Annotated in this window: 16 protein-coding genes; 5 read left to right on the plus strand and 11 right to left on the minus strand. The window is 70.0% G+C overall.

Annotated elements, in window-relative coordinates; genetic code table 11:
* Positions 1–30 precede the first annotated feature (30 nt).
* The 5 genes from ASF22_RS00525 to ASF22_RS00545 form a co-directional block, all read right to left on the minus strand.
* Positions 31–453, minus strand: a complete 423-nt coding sequence (locus ASF22_RS00525) for an FKBP-type peptidyl-prolyl cis-trans isomerase (RefSeq protein ID WP_056169934.1) — start codon at positions 451–453, stop codon at positions 31–33.
* Positions 454–511: 58 nt separating this feature from the next.
* Positions 512–1,696 (minus strand): GNAT family N-acetyltransferase, encoded by a 1,185-nt coding sequence (locus tag ASF22_RS00530; RefSeq protein ID WP_056260569.1) that lies wholly within the window; start codon positions 1,694–1,696, stop codon positions 512–514.
* Complete coding sequence (locus ASF22_RS00535) at positions 1,693–3,054, minus strand: lipopolysaccharide biosynthesis protein (RefSeq protein WP_056260895.1); 1,362 nt, start codon at positions 3,052–3,054, stop codon at positions 1,693–1,695. Before ASF22_RS00535 ends, ASF22_RS00530 begins: the two co-directional genes overlap by 4 nt.
* Before the next feature lie 201 nt (positions 3,055–3,255).
* A complete protein-coding gene (locus ASF22_RS00540) occupies positions 3,256–4,233 on the minus strand; it encodes a GDSL-type esterase/lipase family protein (RefSeq protein ID WP_056260571.1) in 978 nt (325 codons plus the stop codon).
* On the minus strand, positions 4,191–5,291 hold the full coding sequence (locus tag ASF22_RS00545) for an OpgC domain-containing protein (protein WP_056169944.1): 1,101 nt from the start codon (positions 5,289–5,291) through the stop codon (positions 4,191–4,193). Before ASF22_RS00545 ends, ASF22_RS00540 begins: the two co-directional genes overlap by 43 nt.
* A 347-nt stretch (positions 5,292–5,638) precedes the next feature.
* Here ASF22_RS00545 and ASF22_RS00550 point away from each other — a divergent pair, with 347 nt between their 5' ends.
* Complete coding sequence (locus ASF22_RS00550; protein ID WP_056260572.1) at positions 5,639–7,192, plus strand: ATPase domain-containing protein; 1,554 nt, start codon at positions 5,639–5,641, stop codon at positions 7,190–7,192.
* On the plus strand, positions 7,179–8,219 hold the full coding sequence (locus tag ASF22_RS00555) for a sensor histidine kinase (protein ID WP_056260574.1): 1,041 nt from the start codon (positions 7,179–7,181) through the stop codon (positions 8,217–8,219). Before ASF22_RS00550 ends, ASF22_RS00555 begins: the two co-directional genes overlap by 14 nt.
* Positions 8,220–8,228: 9 nt before the next feature.
* On the opposite strand, the gene ASF22_RS00560 is transcribed toward ASF22_RS00555, so the two are convergent.
* The 6 genes from ASF22_RS00560 to tpiA all read right to left on the minus strand — a co-directional run bounded on the left by ASF22_RS00560 (position 8,229) and on the right by tpiA (position 13,967).
* Positions 8,229–8,618, minus strand: a complete 390-nt coding sequence (locus tag ASF22_RS00560) for a hypothetical protein (RefSeq protein ID WP_244474164.1) — start codon at positions 8,616–8,618, stop codon at positions 8,229–8,231.
* On the minus strand, positions 8,615–10,186 hold the full coding sequence (locus ASF22_RS00565; protein ID WP_200927062.1) for a peptidase S10: 1,572 nt from the start codon (positions 10,184–10,186) through the stop codon (positions 8,615–8,617). Before ASF22_RS00565 ends, ASF22_RS00560 begins: the two co-directional genes overlap by 4 nt.
* 23 nt (positions 10,187–10,209) lie before the next feature.
* On the minus strand, positions 10,210–10,662 hold the full coding sequence (locus tag ASF22_RS00570) for a DNA polymerase III subunit chi (protein WP_056169957.1): 453 nt from the start codon (positions 10,660–10,662) through the stop codon (positions 10,210–10,212).
* A 142-nt stretch (positions 10,663–10,804) separates the two neighbouring features.
* Positions 10,805–12,433, minus strand: a complete 1,629-nt coding sequence (locus tag ASF22_RS00575) for a CTP synthase (RefSeq protein WP_056260577.1) — start codon at positions 12,431–12,433, stop codon at positions 10,805–10,807.
* A gap of 196 nt (positions 12,434–12,629) precedes the next feature.
* Positions 12,630–13,070, minus strand: coding sequence for a preprotein translocase subunit SecG (secG, locus tag ASF22_RS00580; RefSeq protein ID WP_056169963.1), 441 nt, complete (start codon positions 13,068–13,070; stop codon positions 12,630–12,632).
* Positions 13,071–13,202: 132 nt separating this feature from the next.
* Positions 13,203–13,967, minus strand: a complete 765-nt coding sequence (tpiA, locus tag ASF22_RS00585) for a triose-phosphate isomerase (protein WP_056260579.1) — start codon at positions 13,965–13,967, stop codon at positions 13,203–13,205.
* A gap of 210 nt (positions 13,968–14,177) precedes the next feature.
* Between tpiA and ASF22_RS00590 the strand changes: the two genes are divergently transcribed.
* From ASF22_RS00590 to ASF22_RS00600, 3 genes are all read left to right on the plus strand, one after another.
* Positions 14,178–16,082, plus strand: a complete 1,905-nt coding sequence (locus ASF22_RS00590) for a SurA N-terminal domain-containing protein (protein WP_056260581.1) — start codon at positions 14,178–14,180, stop codon at positions 16,080–16,082.
* 7 nt (positions 16,083–16,089) lie between these two features.
* Positions 16,090–17,613, plus strand: a complete 1,524-nt coding sequence (trpE, locus tag ASF22_RS00595) for an anthranilate synthase component I (RefSeq protein WP_056260583.1) — start codon at positions 16,090–16,092, stop codon at positions 17,611–17,613.
* A gap of 63 nt (positions 17,614–17,676) precedes the next feature.
* The gene (locus ASF22_RS00600) at positions 17,677–18,291 is read left to right on the plus strand and encodes an aminodeoxychorismate/anthranilate synthase component II (RefSeq protein WP_056260585.1); all 615 of its coding nucleotides are present in this window, start codon (positions 17,677–17,679) and stop codon (positions 18,289–18,291) included.
* Positions 18,292–18,294 lie beyond the last annotated feature (3 nt).

The raw sequence follows: 18,294 nt of genomic DNA on the forward strand, positions 1-18,294 counted from the left end.
CGCGTGTTGAGCCAGCTTGAAGTGTTCGGCCTACTTGGCGCCGAGAAGCTCAACATCGAAGATCAGAGTGGCGTTGGGCGGGATCAGGCCACCGGCACCGCGTGCGCCATAACCCTGGTCGGACGGGATGATGAGGGTGCGCTTGCCGCCGGTCTTCATGGTGGCGACGCCCGTATCCCAGCCGGCGATGACCTGACCGGCGCCGAGCGTGAAGGTGAAGGGCGTGCCGCGATCCCGCGAGGAATCGAATTTCTTGCCCGGCTTGCCGTTGTCGTCGAGCCAGCCCGTGTAGTGGACGCTGACCTTCTGGCCGGCCTTCGGCTCGGGTCCGGTGCCGACGACCTCGTCGCGGTACTGGAGCCCGGAGGGCAGGGTCACGGTCTCGGCGGCGGAAGACGCTGTGGTCATGGCGAGGAACAAGGCTCCGGTGAGGGCGAGGGTCGGGCGAAACATACGGCGCTTCCTGTCTGGCGAACCGATGTGAGCCAGTCGCGAGGCACGATGTGGGGCGTCAGCCCCTGCCCATCAACCTCTGAGCCAACGCGCTCTCGGCGAGACGTCGCTTCGCTTGCGCCCGGGCGGCGTGCTCGAACCGGGCGAGACGAACCCGCCGCTCGACGGACACGAGCCCGCGCACGCCCTCGGGAGCAGCGATGATATCCGCGACGGTCTCGCGATCCGGGTAGAGGCTTTCCAGAGCCGAGCCAGCGAGGGTCGCGGAGTCCAGGCGCTCGGCGAAGCCGGTCTCGTGAAGCGCGCGCACGATCTCGGCTTCGAGCACGAGGCCCGGCGCCCCGGCCCGCTCGGCTTCGTCGTAGGTGGTCTTCAGCAGGCAGGCGGTCCCGCCGGCAACGAGCGCGAGGCTGATGGCGAGGGGGCGCCCGTCGCGCATGAGGAGATCCGCCCGCGCGCCGACAGGCCCGCCCGCATCGGAAAAGAGCGCCCGCGCGAAGGCGGCATGCGAGGTGCGGCATGCCAAGGCGCTTCCGGCGGCGCCCTTCCATCCGGCCTGTTCCAGGGCCAGGAAAGCCGCTACGGCCGCGCGCAGGGGTTCACCTGCGATGGCGGTCTCCAGGGTCAGGTCACCCCCCTCCGACAGCCTGCGCCGGCGCCGGCGCAGATCCTTGAGACGCGCCCGGTTGGGATGGTCGGCCTCGAAGGCAGCGAGACTGGCGCGCCGATCGAGCACCGGCCGCGGGAAGGCGTCGACCTCGCCGAGCGCCCAGCCCGCCGCGTTCAAGGCGGCGGAGAGTGCCCGTCCGAGGTGGGTCCCGGTGGTGAGCAGCGGCCAGCGCCAGGGCCGCCCGCCGGATGCGGCGCGCAGGCCCGCCACGAGGGAAGCGAGGGTCGCCGACAGCTCCGGTCCGTCGGCGACGAGGGGCAGGGTCGCGGTGACGAACGGCGACAGGAACGGACGGGCGACGGGACGGCCGAGGCCGCACAGGTCGTAGGTGAGCCGGAACGGCAGAACGGCGTCGAGGCGGTCGCCGGACCGCACCGTGACGATCCGCAGATCGTCCGACACGAGGCCGGCACTGCGGTGCGCCTCCAGAACGTGGCGGCTGTAATGCGGGTGCGGATCGATGGCCCGCGCGAAGAGGCCGTCCCAGGCGGCCCCGTGCCGGGAGAGGTCGGTGAGAGCGACGACGGCGAAGGTCGGATCGGGTCCGGATATCCGGCGGGTCGGAGCGATCATCGGTGTCGTGTCCGAAAGGAGCCGAGCCGGACCGGCGTGGCGAGGCCGTGGATCGCGTGGGCGGCGATCGCCATGGCGAGGCCCCGCACGGTGGTGGCGACCGCCATGGCGATCGCGGCGCCGATGACGCCGTAGGGCGGCACCAGCACCCAGCACAAACCGGCGGCGAGACAGAGCATCGCCAGGGTGACGGCCGCGCAGACGCCCTCGCCGCCCAGCATGGTCAGAAGGTCCTCGCCCGGCCCGAAGACGCTCGCGGCGACGCTGCCCGCCACCAGAACCGCGAGGATCGGCAGGCTGTCGCGGAATTCGGGGCCGAACAGACCAAGGAGCAGGGGCGCGGCCGCCAGCACGCCGGCCCCGACGAGAAGCGTCGCCGCCAGGGTCAGGGCGCCCTGCATCCGCACCAGGGCGGCGAGGCCGCCCCGGTCCCCGGCCGCATGGGCGGCGGTGAAGCGCTGCGCCGTGGCGGCGGAGGCGGCGAAATGCACGAAGGCGACGAATTGCTGGATGCGGGTGGCTGCAAAGTACAGGCCCACGGTGGCGGGCGGCATCAGGGCGCTGAGGATCACCACGTCGACGACGTTGAACCCGGCGCTGGCGAGATCCGTCAGGGCGATGGGCAGGCAGGCGCGCAGCCAGGGGCGCCAGCGATAGGCGCGCGGCCCGGGCGGATGGGCGGCACGCAGGCGGCGGATGAGACAGATAGCCTGGAGGGACGCCGCGAGCGCCGTGGCCAGGAGGGTGCAGGCGACGGCGACCCAGGCCTCGGCCGGAGCGCCGGACCACACCGCCCCCACCATCGCCGCCATGATGAGCCCCTGGCGCAGGAGGTAGGGCGGCGCGATGGCGAGCACCGCCCAATTCTGACTGCGGGCGACGCCCTCGCAGAAATCCTGCAGGGCGAACAGGGGGAGGATGGCGGCGGCGAGCAGGATCGGCGCACCGTAGGGGCCGGCGAGCAGCGTTCCCTCCGCCCGGAGGACGAGGAGCCCGGCACCCGCCAGCAGGCCGGCGGCCAGCAGCGTGACCACGGCGCCGCCGAAGAGGAAGCCCCGCACCGCGTCGTCGCGGCCCACGGCTTGGTCCGCCGGCAGGAAGCGGCAAGCCCCCTGCGACAGGCCGAGGGTCGCCGAATGGCCGAGGATGCCGATCCAGACCCAGACGGCCGCGAAGATGCCGTACTCGGTGCCGCCCATGAGGCGGGCCATGAGAACCTGCGCGACGTAGGCGAAGCCGGCCGAAGCGATGCGGATGGCAAACACGTCGAGGGCGGCCCGGGCCGGCCCGGAGCGGGCTCCGCGCAGACGCGCCGCGAGGGTGCCCCAAACCGATGCGCCGATGCGATCCGTCGCCATGCCCATTCGTGCGTCCCTGGCCCGACGATCGGGTCTAGCGCACCGGCCTTGCGAGGGGGTTAAGTGCGACGACCCGGAATCGGCGCGTCGGCTAGAGCCGCGCCCGACCACGTTGGGTCGGGACGTATCGCGAAACCTTTAATTTTGCCGCGCTCTTTTCCGTCGAACCGACATCCACTTCGGCGGAGAGCGCTCTCGGCATCAATCGCCGGGGGCGACGAGGATGGACGGCGGTGGGGACGCCGCCTTGACCGCCGCATCGCGCGGCGGGACGATCACGGCCGTGGGCGTCTTCGTGGTTCCGGTGACGACGGTATCGGCCTGGAGAAGCGACAGGGTGATGGCGCGGGTGACGTGTTCGGCCATGCAGCGCAGGCCGAGGTCGTTGAGGCGGAACTGGGAACCGAGCAGGTGCCCCTCCCCCTTCTGGCCCTGGCCCGACAGGTAGCGCATCGCCTCGTAGCGCTGCACCAGGGGCACGCCCTCGCGGACTGCCACCTCCTGAACCTTGCGCACCAGGCTGTTGTAATACTCGTCCGCCGCGAGGCTCGCCGTATAGACCGGGGTGACCAGCACCACGTCGATCTCGTGGCCTTTGATCCACTGCACGGTCTCGTCGAGGGCGTTGGCGAAATCCTCCGCGTCCACCCGCGCGAGGGCGTCGTGGGTGCCGACCTGCCAGATCACGAGGTCGGGCTCGATCTCGGCCACCATGTTGCGCAAGCGCTCGGCGGCGCCGGACGCGATCTCGCCCTGCATGCCCCGGCTCTCCACCACCACGTCGACATCGGGCAGGGAGCGCTCCAGGGCGGTCTCCAGCTTCACCGGATAGGTCGCCGACGCGCCGGGGCCGGCCGACGACGAGCCCACGGTGAGCACCCGCACCGGCCGCTTCTCCGTCAGGGCGAGCTTCACCGCGCCGAGACGCGCTAGGGTGTACAGCTTCGAGCCGGGCACCCGGCATTCCGGCGACAGGGTGACGTCGAGGGCCTCGGCGCCGTCCGGCCCCGGCGCGGTCATCACCATGGTCTTCGGCGGCGAGACCACGGTGGCCGGGCCCGCGGTGGGCGCGGGCGCCGACGGCTCGGCGCGGACGGGGCGGCAGGTTGCGGCAAGTGTCAGGCCGACGGCGAGCGTCAGGCTGGCGGCGAGGAGGGCCGCGGCTTGCGGGAGCGCCATTCGACGAACCATGCGGTGAAACCCAGTGCGATCAGGCCCGATCCTACGACGGAAACGTCAACGAAGACACCGCCACCCGTCCAGAAGCGGACGAGTTGCGCGGCCAGACTCAGGAGCGATCCGATGGAGAACACGGCGAGGGAGTTGCGGCCGAGGCCGGCGAGGTAGCCCGCCACCGGGCCGAGGCGTGGTGCCAGCACGGCGTAGAGGGTCTGGAACGCGAGCAGCATCCCGAGGAAGTGGATCAGCCGGGCGGGGGTCAGGTAGGTCTTGTCGAAGGTGAAGAGCAGGCGCGGCTCCGGCACCAGCAGGGGATCGGGCCGGATCTCGAGGACCGACAGGACGATGCCCGTCAGCACGATGGCGATGCCGAGGGGCACGAGACGGACGGACCAGGTCCGCAGCCACGGGGAGCGCCGGTTCCAGTCCTCGGCGACGAACCCGAGGACGAGGAGAAGCTGCCAGCACAGGGGATCGAAGAACCAGTCGCCCTCCCCCGGCCAGGACGGCAGATTCAAGTCGAACACCAGGCTCGCGAAGTAGAGCCCGAACGACAGGGCCAGCGCGGCGACGCGGCTGACACGGGCCAGCAACACGAAGATCGGTGCGATGCCGAGGAGCACCACGTAGAGCGGCAGGATGTTGAAGAAGCCGAGCTGATGGGTCAGCAGCGCGAAGCCGACCATGGTTTGGATCGGATCGGCGAAGAACCCGCCGGCATTGTGCCATTCGAGGAGAAGCGGATTGTCGAGAACCAGGGCGGTGCCGGCGATCATCGCCAGGGCGAGGGCCATGGTGGTGATCTGCGCCCGATAGACCTCAATGGTCCGCGACAGGAGTCGCAGCACGGATTTCAGGCGCGGTTCGGGGCGTCCGTCCCGTCCCCGCGTGGCGATGCCGATGGACCAGCCGGCGAGGAACACGAACAGCTCGGCCGCGTCCGAGATGCCGTACTGCGAATAGGTATAGCGCTCGAAGGTGTTGCCGGGGATATGGTTGACGAAGATCGTGACGAGGGCGAGCCCGCGCCAGAAATCGATCGCGTTCGGTTCGCGCATCGGACAGTCCGGGTTCCGTCGGCTCGAAAGGGCTTCGCGGGCGTGACCGACCCGGACGGACCGCTCCATGCGGTCAAGGCCGGTGGTGATACGGTGCCGGGGGCCTTCTGCAAAGGCTTGACTGATCCGCAAGAATGCTGCGGTGAAGCGTCGGCGGTCCGGTCGGGACGCGGGGAAGCTCTATGCCACGCAGGCCCGGGTGGAACCCCGCCCGCTCCCACCCGTTCAACGGCGCCGGGAACGAGAGAATGGCGTATCTTTTGCCCGTCGGTCGAAGACGCTTCGCCGGCTCGGCCCTTGGGTACCCAAGGCCTTGATGACAAGGCCCCGATGAACAGAGTCGCCGAATGACCACCCCCGCCACCGCCGACGCCATGCCGATCCCCACGGGGGTACCGGGGCTCGATCACATTCTCAACGGCGGCTATGCGGCCCAGCGGGCCCACCTCATCGAAGGGCGCCCGGGCAGCGGCAAGACCACCCTCGGCCTGCAGTTCCTCATGGACGGCGTGAAGCTCGGTGAGCGTGCGCTCTACATCACCCTCTCGGAGAGCCGGCGCGAACTCCTGTCGGTGGCCGAACGCCACGGCTGGAGCCTCGACGGCATCGACATCTACGAGCTCGTCCCACCCGAACTCAGCCTCGACGCGAAGCTGCAGCAGAGTCTCGTTCATTCCTCCGACCTCGAACTCGGCGAGACCGTGCGGATGGCCCTGGCGGAGATCGAGCGGGTCAATCCGTCCAGGGTGGTGTTCGACAGCCTGTCGGAAATCCGCCTGCTCTCCCAGGGGTCCCTGCGCTACCGGCGCCAGGTGCTGGCGCTCAAGAGCTACTTTCTTCTCAACAACGCCACCGTGCTGATGCTCGACGACCTCAGCGCGGAGGAGAACGACCTCAATCTCCACTCCATCAGCCATGCGGTGATCCGCCTGGAGCAGGTGACGCCGGATTACGGCGCCGGGCGCCGTCGCCTGCATGTCATCAAGATGCGCGGCACGAAGTATCACGGCGGTTATCACGACTTCACCATCCGGAAGGGTGGCCTGCGCGCCTACCCCCGCCTCGTGGCCGCCGGGCATCACACGACCTTTCCGGAGGAGACCGTCTCCAGCGACGTGCCCGAACTCGACCGGGCGCTCGGTGGCGGCCTCGACCGGGGCACTACGACCCTGGTGATCGGCCCCTCGGGCGCCGGCAAATCGACCCTCGCGCTCAGCTATCTCGCCGCCGCCCTCCGACGGAAGGAGCGTGCGCTCATCCTGTCCTTCGACGAGACCATCGGCATTCTTCTGCGGCGTGCCGCCGGTGTCGGCATGGATCTCAGCGGTTTCGTCGCGGATGGGCTCCTGCGCGTCGAGCAGATCGATCCGGCCGATGTTTCGCCGGGTGATTTCGCCGGCCGTATCCGCGACGCCGTCGAGAACGACGGCAGCCGGATCGTCGTCATCGACAGTCTCACCGGCTACATGAGCGCTATGACGGGCCAGCCCGCCCTCGTTCTTCAGATGCACGAGCTCGTGACCTACCTGAACCAGCAGGGCGTGGTGACCATCCTGATCCTTGCCCAGCACGGCATGGTCGGGCGAATGGATTCACCCGTCGACCTCACCTACGTCAGCGACGCGGTGGTGATGCTGCGGTTCTTCGAGGCCTCCGGCCGGGTACGCCGCGCCCTCTCGGTGCTGAAGAAGCGCACTGGCATGCACGAGGACACGATCCGGGAATTCCGGATCGACACCCAGGGCCTGCGCGTGGGCGAAGCGCTGACGGGCTTCCGCGGCGTTCTCACCGGCGTGCCGACCTACGAGGGCGACCGCCGCGATCTTCTCGACGACCGGGAAACGGGCAAGCCGACTCGCACCTCCGAGACCCAGGCCGGCGCCAGCCATGCCAAGCCGTGACGCCAACGTCCTGATCCTGGCGCCCGTCGGTCGGGACGGAGCCGTGGCCGCCGCGATCCTACGCCAGGTCGGGATTCCATCGCGGATCGAGACCAGCCTCGAGGATCTCGTCGCCGGTCTCGACGGCGCGGCCTGCGCGGTGGTCACCGAGGAAGCGCTTCTCAAGTCCGATCGCCGGGACATCGCCGGTTGGGTCGAGCGCCAGCCGCCCTGGTCGGACTTCCCCTTCGTGCTCCTGAATCACCGCGGGGCGACGCCCGACGAACGGCTGACCAGCCTCCTCGGCAACGTCACCGTCCTCGAGCGCCCGTTCCACCCCGCCGTCTTGGCCAGCGCCGTGCGCTCGGCGCTGCGCGCGCGGCGTCGGCAATGGGAAGTCGAGGCGCATCTCTTGGAACGTCAGAAGACCCACGAGCGTCAGGCGCTCCTGATTCGCGAACTGCATCACCGCGTGAAGAACACCCTTGCGACGGTGCAGGGCCTGCTCGGGGCGACGGCGCGCAGCACGAAGACCATCGAGGCGTTCTACAGCTCGTTCTCGGACCGCATCGTCTCCCTCGGCAAGACCCACACCCTGCTGACGGAGGATTACTGGCAGACGGCGCCCCTGCACGAGCTGCTGCAGAACGAACTCGGCCATTACAACGCGGCGGATGGCGGACGCATCGCCCTCGACGGACCGGCCATCGAGCTCGCCGCCGACCTCGCGGTTCCGGCCGGGATGGCGTTCCACGAGTTGACCACCAACGCGGCGAAGCACGGCGCCCTGTCGCAGCCGGGCGGCCGGATCACCGTGACGTGGTCGGTGGCACAGACGGAGAGCGGCCGGACGCTCAACCTCACTTGGACGGAATGCGGCGGCCCGCCCGTTTCCGTGCCGGAGCGCAAGGGCTTCGGCTCGACCCTGCTACAGCGGGTGCTGGCCCAGCAATGCAATGCCCTCGTGGCCATCGACTACGACCCGGCGGGCCTGCGCTTCCATCTCGAAGCGCCGATGCCGGAGGAGCGGCTGGTGCCGAGCTACTGAGGCGATGCGCTACTTCACGATCCGGTCGAGGCGGTTGTTGACGAAAAAGTACAGCTCCTTGGCGCCGGGCTCCGTATAGAGCACCTGCACCTCGCGGCCCGAGCGGCCCTCTCCGACGAGGACGTCGGTGGGCGGTTTGCCCTTCAGGCGCACGAGATCGCATTCGCCGATGCCGGGTTCGATGGCGGTCGCCCCGGTGGGAACCGGACCGGAACAACTTCCGTCCCCGTTCAGCACCGGCCCCGAGAAAGCCGGGGCTGGAGCGGGCCTCGGGGCGGGCGTCGCCACCGGCACCGGCTCGGGCGACCGCGTCTCCGTGCTTGTACAGGCGGAAAGCCCCCAGCCGGCGAGGACGAGGAGCCCAAGGGGCGACAACCGATGGGCGGGGCGTGGGATCACAATTTATCCTTCTGCGTGGGCTTTTGCGGCTCCACCACCGTGCCGCGTGCCTTGAGCGCCTCTTCGAACAGCGCGGCGGCGTCCTTGTGGAAGGCGGCGCGGGAATCCGGACGGGAATAGAACATGTGTCCGCCGGGGTACACGGAGAGGCTCAAGCGCCCGCCGCCGAAGGCCGGCATCTGGTCGATGAGGAGCTTCGAGGCGAAATAGGGCGTCACCAGATCGGTGAAGCCGTGGGCGACCAGCACCCGCAGGTTGCCGTCGAGGGCGAGGGCGCCGCGGAGGGCGCCGAGGGATTCGGGCGCCATGCGTCCACTTCCCCAGGTCCAACTCCGGTTGACCGCGCCGTTGAGGAGTTCGTAGCGCAGATCCGGCACCTTCCAGTTCAAGCGCTCCGCGTAGAGGGCGATCATCGCACTCGTGAGCGGTGCCTGGATGGCGGTGAGCAGCGGGTCCTCGAAGCCCGAGGACAGGGCCGACGGGTCCGGGTCCCAGCCTGTGACGCCGGTGTCGTAGGCGCTGGCGACACGTCCGGTGTCGCGACCGATCTCGCGCTGGACACCGCTCGACGAGAGCCGCCCGGCCTGACGCCGCACGAAGGCCGGATCGAGCCCGGCCAGGGCCCCGACCCGGTCGCCGAGGCGTGCGACGGCGGCCGCATCCGACGGTCCTTTCAGAAGGTCGGCGAGGTAGGGGCCGGTGGCGTAGGCCTCGGCCTCGGCCAGGGTCGCGCGGGTCGGCGTCCCGCCCGCCCGCTCGATGGCGGCGGCGGCGAAGGACGGCAGCTTCAGCATATGCCCCCACGGCGTGGTGCGGGGGGTCTGGAGCCAGGCGAAATCGAGGACGGGTGAAAGCAGGACGAGGCCGGACAGGCCGACGCCGATCTCCTCCTGGAGCTTGGCCGCGATGAGCGGCCCCCGGAACCCGCCATAGCTCTCGCCGACGAAGAACTTCGGCGCGGCCATGCGTTCGTTGGTGCGCAGCCAGCGGGCGATGGCCGAGGACAGGATCGAGGCATCGGCGTCGACGCTCCAGTACTTCTTGCCGTCGCCGTCCGCCGCGCGGCTGTACCCGGTACCGACGGGATCGATGAAGACGAGGTCGGTGAAGTCGAGCCAAGTGCCGTCGTTGGGCACCAGGCCGATGTGCGCCGACGGGCTGATGCTCGCGCCCTCGACGGGCAGGCGCCAGGGCCCGATGGCCCCGATGTTGAGGTAGGCCGAGGCCGCCCCCGGGCCGCCGTTGAGGGCGAAGGTGACGGGGCGCTGAGCGCCCGCCCTGCCCGGCATCGAGTAGGCGATGAAGGCGATCTCGGCCTGGAGCTTACCGGCCTCGTCCACCAGGGGAAGACTGCCGGCCCGGGCCGTGAACGCCAGCGTGCGCCCGTCCGGCAGGGCGACGCTGTGCTCGGTGACCGCGTCGGCCGGGAGCTTGCGCCCCTCCGGCCCCCGCGCCTCGGGGGACTTGCGGGCTTCCTGAGCCGGTCGCTCGCCGGGGGGCGAGGGCTGGGCGGCGAGGGGATTTGTCAGGAGCAGCACGGCCGCGAAGCCGAGGGCGAAGCGTTGCATGGTCTGTCCTCGGGGAGCGCGCATCAGGCTTTCTTCTGCCAGCGGCCGTCTTCGTCCTGCTGCCAGTAGGCGATGGCGTGGCCGGCGGCCTTCGCCTCCTTCCACTGTTCGCGGGCGCGCAGGAGCGCGTCCTGGTCGGTGCCGTCGAACAGCACGCAGATACGGGCGTAATCGTCGGCATCCTCCGGCAAGGCTGCCCCCTCGACGAGGAAGCGGATGGCAGCACCGTTGGGGTTGGCGCCCTTCAGGGTCAGCACGACGGGATGGCCCGCATGATCCGGGTCGCGGTCGGTGCCATGGGGCAGGAAGCTGTCGTCGGTGTAGGTCCAGAGGCCGTCGTCGAGGGCCTGGAGCCGCTCTTCCGTCGCGACCTGGATCGCCGCGCGCCATTGCCGCTCCAAGGAGCGCTCGACGAGGCTCGGCAGCACCCGCTCCAGGGGCTGGTGCTGCAGGTGGTAGAACAGGATCTCGGTCACGCCCCCTCCTGGCCCGGTCGCGACGACACGGGGCGCGAGCGACCCGAGTCCTGTCGGCACCAGAGTTAGGCATGCCGGGGAGGATAAGGAAGCGCTCATGCGTCGCGCGGAAACGTTTCCCGGCGCGGCGCGTCGTCCCGGCTCAGACCAGCCGGCTCTGCACGATGGCGGCGCCGACGAAGCTCTGGAACAGCGGATGCGGCTCGAACGGTCGGGATTTCAGCTCCGGGTGGAACTGCACGCCGATGAACCACGGGTGGCCGACATGCTCCACGGTCTCCGGCAGCAGCCCGTCGGGCGACAGGCCGGAGAAGCGCAGACCCCGGGCCTCCAGGCGCTCGCGATAGGCCATGTTGACCTCGTAGCGATGGCGGTGACGCTCGGAGATGGCAGTGGTGCCGTAGATCTCGGCGATCTTCGTGTCGGCGTGGAGCGTCGCGTCGTAGGCGCCGAGCCGCATGGTGCCGCCGAGGTCGCCAGCGGCCGCGCGCTGCTCCAGTTCGTTGCCGCGCAGCCATTCCGTGAGGAGGCCGACCACGGGCTCCGTGGTCTCGCCGAACTCCGTCGAGTTCGCATCCGGCACGTCGGCCAGCGACCGAGCCGCCTCGATCACCGCCATCTGCATGCCGAAGCAGATGCCGAAATACGGAATCTTCCGCTCCCGGGCGTAACGTGCCGCCCGGATCTTGCCCTCCGCGCCGCGCTGGCCGAAGCCGCCGGGTACGAGGATGCCGTTGATGCCTTCGAGGAACGGCGCGGGGTCCTCGCGCTCGAACACCTCGGCCTCGATCCATTCGAGGTTGACCTTCACCCGGTGGGCGATGCCGCCATGGGTCAGGGCCTCGGTGAGCGACTTGTAGGCGTCCTTGAGGCCCGTGTACTTGCCCACGATGGCGATGGAGACCTCGCCCTCGGGGTTGCGCACGCGCTCGGAGATGGTCTGCCACTTGGTCAGGTCCGGCTCGCCCTTCGGTGTGATCCCGAAATGCGCCAGCACCTCGCGGTCGAGTCCGGCTTCGCGGTAGGACAGCGGCACGTCGTAGATGGAGGCGACGTCGCGCGCCTCGATGACGGCGGTCTCGCGCACGTTGCAGAACAGGGCGAGCTTGCGGCGCTCGTCCACGGGAATCGGCCGGTCGCAGCGGCACAGCAGCATGTCGGGCTGGATGCCGATGGAGCGCAGCTCCTTCACCGAGTGCTGGGTCGGCTTGGTCTTCAACTCGCCGGCGGACGGGATGTAGGGCAGCAGGGTGAGGTGGACGAAGGCCGTGGCGCCGCGCGGCAGTTCCTGGCCGAGCTGGCGGATCGCCTCGAAGAACGGCAGGCCCTCGATGTCGCCCACCGTGCCGCCGATCTCGACGAGGACGAAGTCGAACGCCTCGTTGCCCTCGAGCACGAACGCCTTGATGGCGTTGGTGACGTGCGGAATCACCTGGATGGTGGCGCCGAGATAGTCGCCGCGCCGCTCCTTGGTGATGATGTCGAGGTAGATCCGGCCGGTGGTGATGTTGTCGGCCCGCGTCGCCGGCAGACCGGTGAAGCGCTCGTAATGGCCGAGATCGAGGTCGGTCTCGGCGCCGTCGTCGGTGACGAACACCTCGCCGTGCTGCGTCGGGCTCATGGTGCCCGGATCGACGTTGAGGTAGGGGTCGAGCTTGCGCAGGCGGACCGTATGGCCGCGCGCCTGGAGCAGAGCCGCGAGGGCGGCCGATGCGAGACCCTTGCCGAGCGAGGAGACCACGCCGCCGGTGATGAAAACGTACCGCGTCATGGGCCTCGGTTCATAAACAAGGGTGGACGATTCGCCAAACCACAATAACGCTTATCCCCCGCGCAAGCCGGGCATGCACGGAATGTCGTCCGTTCGGGGGGCGTCGGTTCGGGTTTCCAGCCCGGATGGGCCGGTGCCGACCCGGCAGCGAAACGTCGGGCGGGCGTGGAAAGCGGCGGGTATCCGTCGACTGCGATCAGCGCGACTGCGGCGCCTCGGGGGCGACAGGCGCTGTCGGCGCGACCGGCGCAGGGGCGGCGCTCGGAGCCGGCGCGGCGGCGCCCGGAGCCGCCGGCGGCGTGCCGCCCTGCTGCTGCCGCAGGGTATCGAGGAGATTTCCGGCATTCGGCTGGCCGGCGGGCGTCGTGGTGCCGGCGCCGTCGAGGATCGAGCGTGGGGCGGCGCTGCGATGCGACAGCACGCCGAGGGTCATGCTCGTGGCAAAGAACAGCGCCGCCAGGATCGCCGTGGCCCGGGTCAGGGCATTGGCCTGTCCGCGCCCGGTCATGAAGCCCGAGACGCCACCGCCGCTACTGCCGCCGCCGAGCCCGAGGCCGCCCTCCGAGCGCTGGAGCAGCACCACGGCGATGAGGCCGAGCACGACGATGAGGTGGATCGAGATGAGGACGGTCTGCATCGGTTATCCAGGGGCGGCACCGCCGGGGGCGCACGCGGGAGGGATCGGGCGCGACGCACGCACCCCGCGCCGGCCGGTGATTTGAGCCGGCTGTTACACCAACCCGCGCCGGAACGCCAATGGGCCGCCGGGTCAGCGGGCGTAAGCGCCGACGATCCCCAGGAAGTCGTTCGCCACCAGGCTCGCACCGCCGACGAGTGCGCCGTCGACGTTCTCGACCGCCATGAGTTCGCGGGCGTTTCCGGGTTTGACCGAGCCACCGTATAGGATGCGGACCTTCGCGGCCTCCGGGCCGATGAGCTGTCCGAGCATCTCGCGCAGGGACGCGTGCACCTCGGCGATGTCGGACGGCGTCGGGGTCAGGCCGGTGCCGATGGCCCAGACCGGCTCGTAGGCGATGACCGTGTCGGCGCCCGTAGCGCCCTTCGGCACGCCGATGGCGAGCTGCGCCCGCACGATGTCGAGGGTGCGGCCCTCCTCGCGCTCGTCCTGGGTCTCGCCGACGCAGATGATGCCGCACAGGCCGGCGCGGCGCGCGCCCAAAGCCTTGGCGTGGACGCCGTCGTCGGTCTCGTGGTGATAGGCCCGGCGCTCGGAATGGCCGACGATGACGTAGGAGGCGCCGAGATCGGCGAGCATTTCGGCCGAGATGCTGCCCGTGAAGGCGCCGCTCGCCTTGGCGTGGAGATTCTGGCCGCCGATGGCGATGGGCGAGCCGTAGACCGCCGCGACGCACGAGGAGATCAGGGTCGAGGGTGGACAGATCAGGACGTCGACCTCGCAGAGCAGATCCGGACTCAGACCGTTGCGAACGGCCTCGACCACGGAGACGGAGCCGCGCAGGCCGTTCATCTTCCAGTTGCCCGCGACCAGTGGCCTGCGCCCCGCCTTCGTCATGGAATCTCCGCTCCGCGTCTTGACCCGTCCAGCTTCGCGCCGGCCCTACCAGATCAGCCGGGCCAGGCGCAAACCGGCGGAGCGCCGGAGCGGCGGTCTTTGCGCGGCGGTCTTTGCGATGGGGCGCGGATGGTCTATCGCGGGCGACCTTACAGAACGGGGCCGGTCTCGCCGCCGCCCGTTCCCGAAGACAAGAACCCGGACGCTTCGATGCTGACGAACATGCGCAAGGCGAGCCAGCACTGGCTCGGTAAGATCATCCTCTCCGTGGTGTTCGTCTTCCTCATCGCCGGCGTGGCGATCTTCGGCGTCGAGGAGTTCTTCCGTGCCGGCTCGACCAGCACCGTCGCGACCGTGGGCAAGACGCCGATCTCGGCCGAGGCCGTGCGCACGGCCTACCAGAACCAGCTTCAGCGCTACCAGAGCCAGACCCGCCGCACCCTGACGCCGGATCAGGCCCGGGCGCTCGGCCTCGACCGTCAGGTGCTGGCCCAGCTCGTGAGCGAGGCCTCCCTCGATCAGCAGACGGCGTCCCTCGGCCTCAGCATCCCCGATGCCGCGGTCCTGCGCGCCATCCGCGAGGAGAAGAGTTTCCAGGGCGCAGACGGCAAGTTCGATCCGTCGCTGTTCTTCCAGACCCTACAGCGTGCCGGCCTCAACGAGGCGACCTTCGTGCGCGAGCAGCGCTCCGTCGCCGCCCGTCTCCAGCTCGCCGAGGCCGTGGCCTCCGACCTTCACGTGCCGGCGGCCCTGCGCGAGGCCGTGCACCGCTACACCACGGAGCGGCGCGCTGTGGCGCTGATGATGCTGCCGCCCTCCCTCGTCGGCGAGATCCCAGCGCCCACGGACGACGCGATCAAGACCTTCTACGAGGAGAACAAGTTCGCGTTCCGGGCGCCCGAGACCCGCGCGGTGAACCTGCTGGTCCTCGATCCCCAGGCCATGGCGAAGCCCGAGGCGCTGAGCCCCGAGGACATCGCCAAGCGCTACGAGGCCGACCGGGCGAAGTACGGTACGCCCGAGCGCCGCACGATCCAGCAGATCGTGTTCCCCGACGAGGCGGCGGCGGCGGTGGCGCGCCGGAAGATCGAGGCCAACGAGGCGCCGTTCGAGGCCGTGGCCGCCGAGAGCGGCGCCGACGCCAAGAATCTGACGCTGGGCACCCTCACCAAGGCCGAGCTGTTCGACAAGCCCGTGGCCGACGCCGCGTTCGCGTTGCCCAAGGACGCCGTGAGCCAGCCCGTGAAGGGCCGGTTCGGCACGGTGTTGCTCCGGGTCACCGCCATCGAGCCCGAGACCCTGAAGCCGCTCGCCGACGTCCAGGCCGAGATAGCCAAGACCATCGCGCTGGAGCGGGCGACGAGCGGGATCGAGACCGCCCACGACGCCATCGAGGATGCCCGCGCCAACACCAAGTCGCTGCCCGAGATCGCCAAGGATCGCGGTCTTCCCCTCGTGGCCGTGCCGGCCCTGAACGCGCAGGGCCTCGACGCGGAGGGCAATCCGGTGGCCGGCATCCCCGACCGCGAGACCACCGTGGCGGCCTTGTTCCGGTCAGAGATCGGTGGCGACAACGAACCCCTGCGCACGAAGTCGGGCGGCTATGTCTGGTACGACGTGACCAATATCGATCGCGCCCACGACAAGCCCCTGGACAGCGTCCGCGACGAGGTCGTGGCCCGCTGGCGCGCCGCCGAGAGCGCGCGCCTCCTCGCGGCCAAAGCCAAGGAGCTGTCCGACCGCCTCGACAAGGGCGAGACCGTCGAGGCAGTGGCGCAGGCCGCCGGCCTCAACGTCGAGACCGTGTCCGACATCGCCCGCAACCAGCCCCAGGGCGACCTCACCGCCGACGTGGTGAACCGCATCTTCGCAACCGCCGTCGGCAAGGCGGCCTCGGCGGAGGCCGGCGAGCGCCGGGCCCTGTTCAAGGTCACGGCCGCCACCATGCCGGCCTACGTCCCCGGCGCCCCGGCCGACGAGGCCATCGCCAAGCGCTTCCAGTCGACGCTCGCCGACGACGTGCTCGGCGAGTACATCGCCGAGGTGCAGAAATCGGTGGGCATCACCGTCAACCAGACGGCCTTCCGCCGCGCCGTCGGCGGCGGTGAGTATTGATCGGGCGATGACACAGGCATTGGACGACGCGGCCTTCGTGCAGGCCTACGAGGCGGGACGTCCGACCCTCCTCAACCTCACCCTGTTGGCCGACCTCGAAACCCCCGTCGCCGCGTTCCTGAAGCTGCGCGCCAGCCATTCGGGAGCGGCTTTCCTGCTCGAATCCGTCGAAGGCGGGGTCGTTCGCGGCCGCTACTCGATGATCGGGCTCGATCCCGACCTGGCTTGGCGCTGCCGCGACGGCCGGCCGGAGATTGCCCGCGACCCCGGCCTGACCGACTTCGTACCGGACGCGGCGAGCCCGCTCGCGAGCTTGCGCGCCCTCATCGCCGAGAGCGCCATCGACCCCGACCCGGACGCCGACGCCCTGCCCCCCATGGCGGCGGGGCTGTTCGGCTATCTCGGCTACGACATGGTCCGCGCCATGGAAAAGCTGGGCGAGCCGAACCCCGATCCGCTGGGCGTGCCCGACGCGATCCTGGTACGCCCCCGCGTCATGGTGGTGTTCGATTCCGTGCGCGACGTGATCACCGTGGTCGGCCCCGTGCGGCCGGAGCCCGGAATCCCCGCGCGCGCCGCCTACGAGGCCGCCCTCGCCCGCCTCGAGCGGGTGGCCGTTGCCCTGGAAGGCCCGCTCCCCATCGAGGCGCGCAGCGACCCGCGCGCCATGGCGGCCCCCGAGCCCGTCTCGAACACCACGCCGGACCAGTATCTCGGCATGGTGGCGCGGGCGAAGGAGTACATCGTCGCCGGCGACGTGTTCCAGGTGGTGCTGTCGCAGCGCTTCGAGGCGCCCTTCACCCTGCCGGCCATCGCGCTCTACCGCTCCCTGCGGCGCACGAACCCGGCCCCGTTCCTGTGCTACCTCGACTTCGAGGCGTTCCAGGTTGTGTGCTCGTCGCCCGAGATCCTCGTGCGGGTGCGTGACGCGCGCGTCACCATCCGGCCCATCGCCGGCACCCGGCGGCGCGGCGCCACGCCGGCCGAGGACAAGGCCCTGGCGGCCGAGCTCCTCGCCGACCCGAAGGAGCGCTCCGAGCACCTCATGCTGCTCGATCTCGGCCGCAACGACGTCGGCCGCGTCGCCAAGATCGGCTCCGTGACCGTCACCGGCTCGTTCTTCCTCGAATACTATAGCCAAGTGATGCACATCGTCTCCAACGTCGAGGGCGACCTCGATCCGCGCCACGACACCCTCGATGCCCTGGCGGCGGGGTTTCCGGCCGGCACGGTCTCGGGCGCGCCCAAGGTGCGGGCCATGGAGATCATCGACGAGCTGGAGCGCGAGAAGCGCGGTCCCTACGGCGGATGCATCGGCTATTTCGGTGCCCGGGGCGAGATGGACACCTGCATCGTCCTCCGCACGGCCATCGTGAAGGACGGCCGCATGCACGTGCAGGCCGGCGCCGGCATCGTCTACGATTCCGACCCGGCCTCCGAGCAGCAGGAATGCGTCAACAAGGCCAAGGCTCTGTTCCGCGCGGCGGAGGACGCGGTGATGTATGCGAGCCAGGCGCGGCGGGGGCAGTAGGCCCCGCGATTGACCGGACCGCCCTGCGCGGTCAAACCGCCGTGCATGGCCAGTGAGCGAACGATGTCCAACGTCCTCGTCATCGACAATTACGACTCGTTCACGTGGAACCTCGTCCACCTGATCGGCCCCCTGTGCGGGTCCATCGAGGTCGTGCGCAACGATCAGGTCACCCTGGCGGAGATCCGCGAACGGGGCCCCGATGCCGTGGTGCTGTCGCCGGGCCCGTGCTCGCCCAACGAGGCCGGCATCTGCCTCGACGTGGTCAAGGACCTCTCGGCCGAGATCCCGATCTTCGGCGTCTGCCTCGGGCTCCAGGCCATCGGGCAGGCCTTCGGCGGCGACGTGGTCCGGGCGCCGGCACCCATGCACGGCAAGGTCTCGTCCATCGAGCACCGGGCGTCCGGCATTTTCCGCGGGCTCAACGGCCCGTTCGACGCGACGCGCTACCATTCCCTCGTGGTCGAGCGGACGAACTGCCCGGAGGCCCTGGCGGTGACGGCGGAAGCCGACGGACTGATCATGGGGCTGCAGCACACGCGCCTGCCTGTGCACGGGGTGCAGTTCCACCCCGAGAGCATCCTGTCGCATCACGGGTCTCAGATTCTGCGGAATTTCCTCGACATCGCGGCGGCCTGGAACGCGGCACGTGACAAGGGCCGGCCCGGCGTGCATTGAGCG

Source organism: Methylobacterium sp. Leaf87, from assembly GCF_001422775.1.
In the GTDB taxonomy this organism is placed as follows: domain Bacteria; phylum Pseudomonadota; class Alphaproteobacteria; order Rhizobiales; family Beijerinckiaceae; genus Methylobacterium.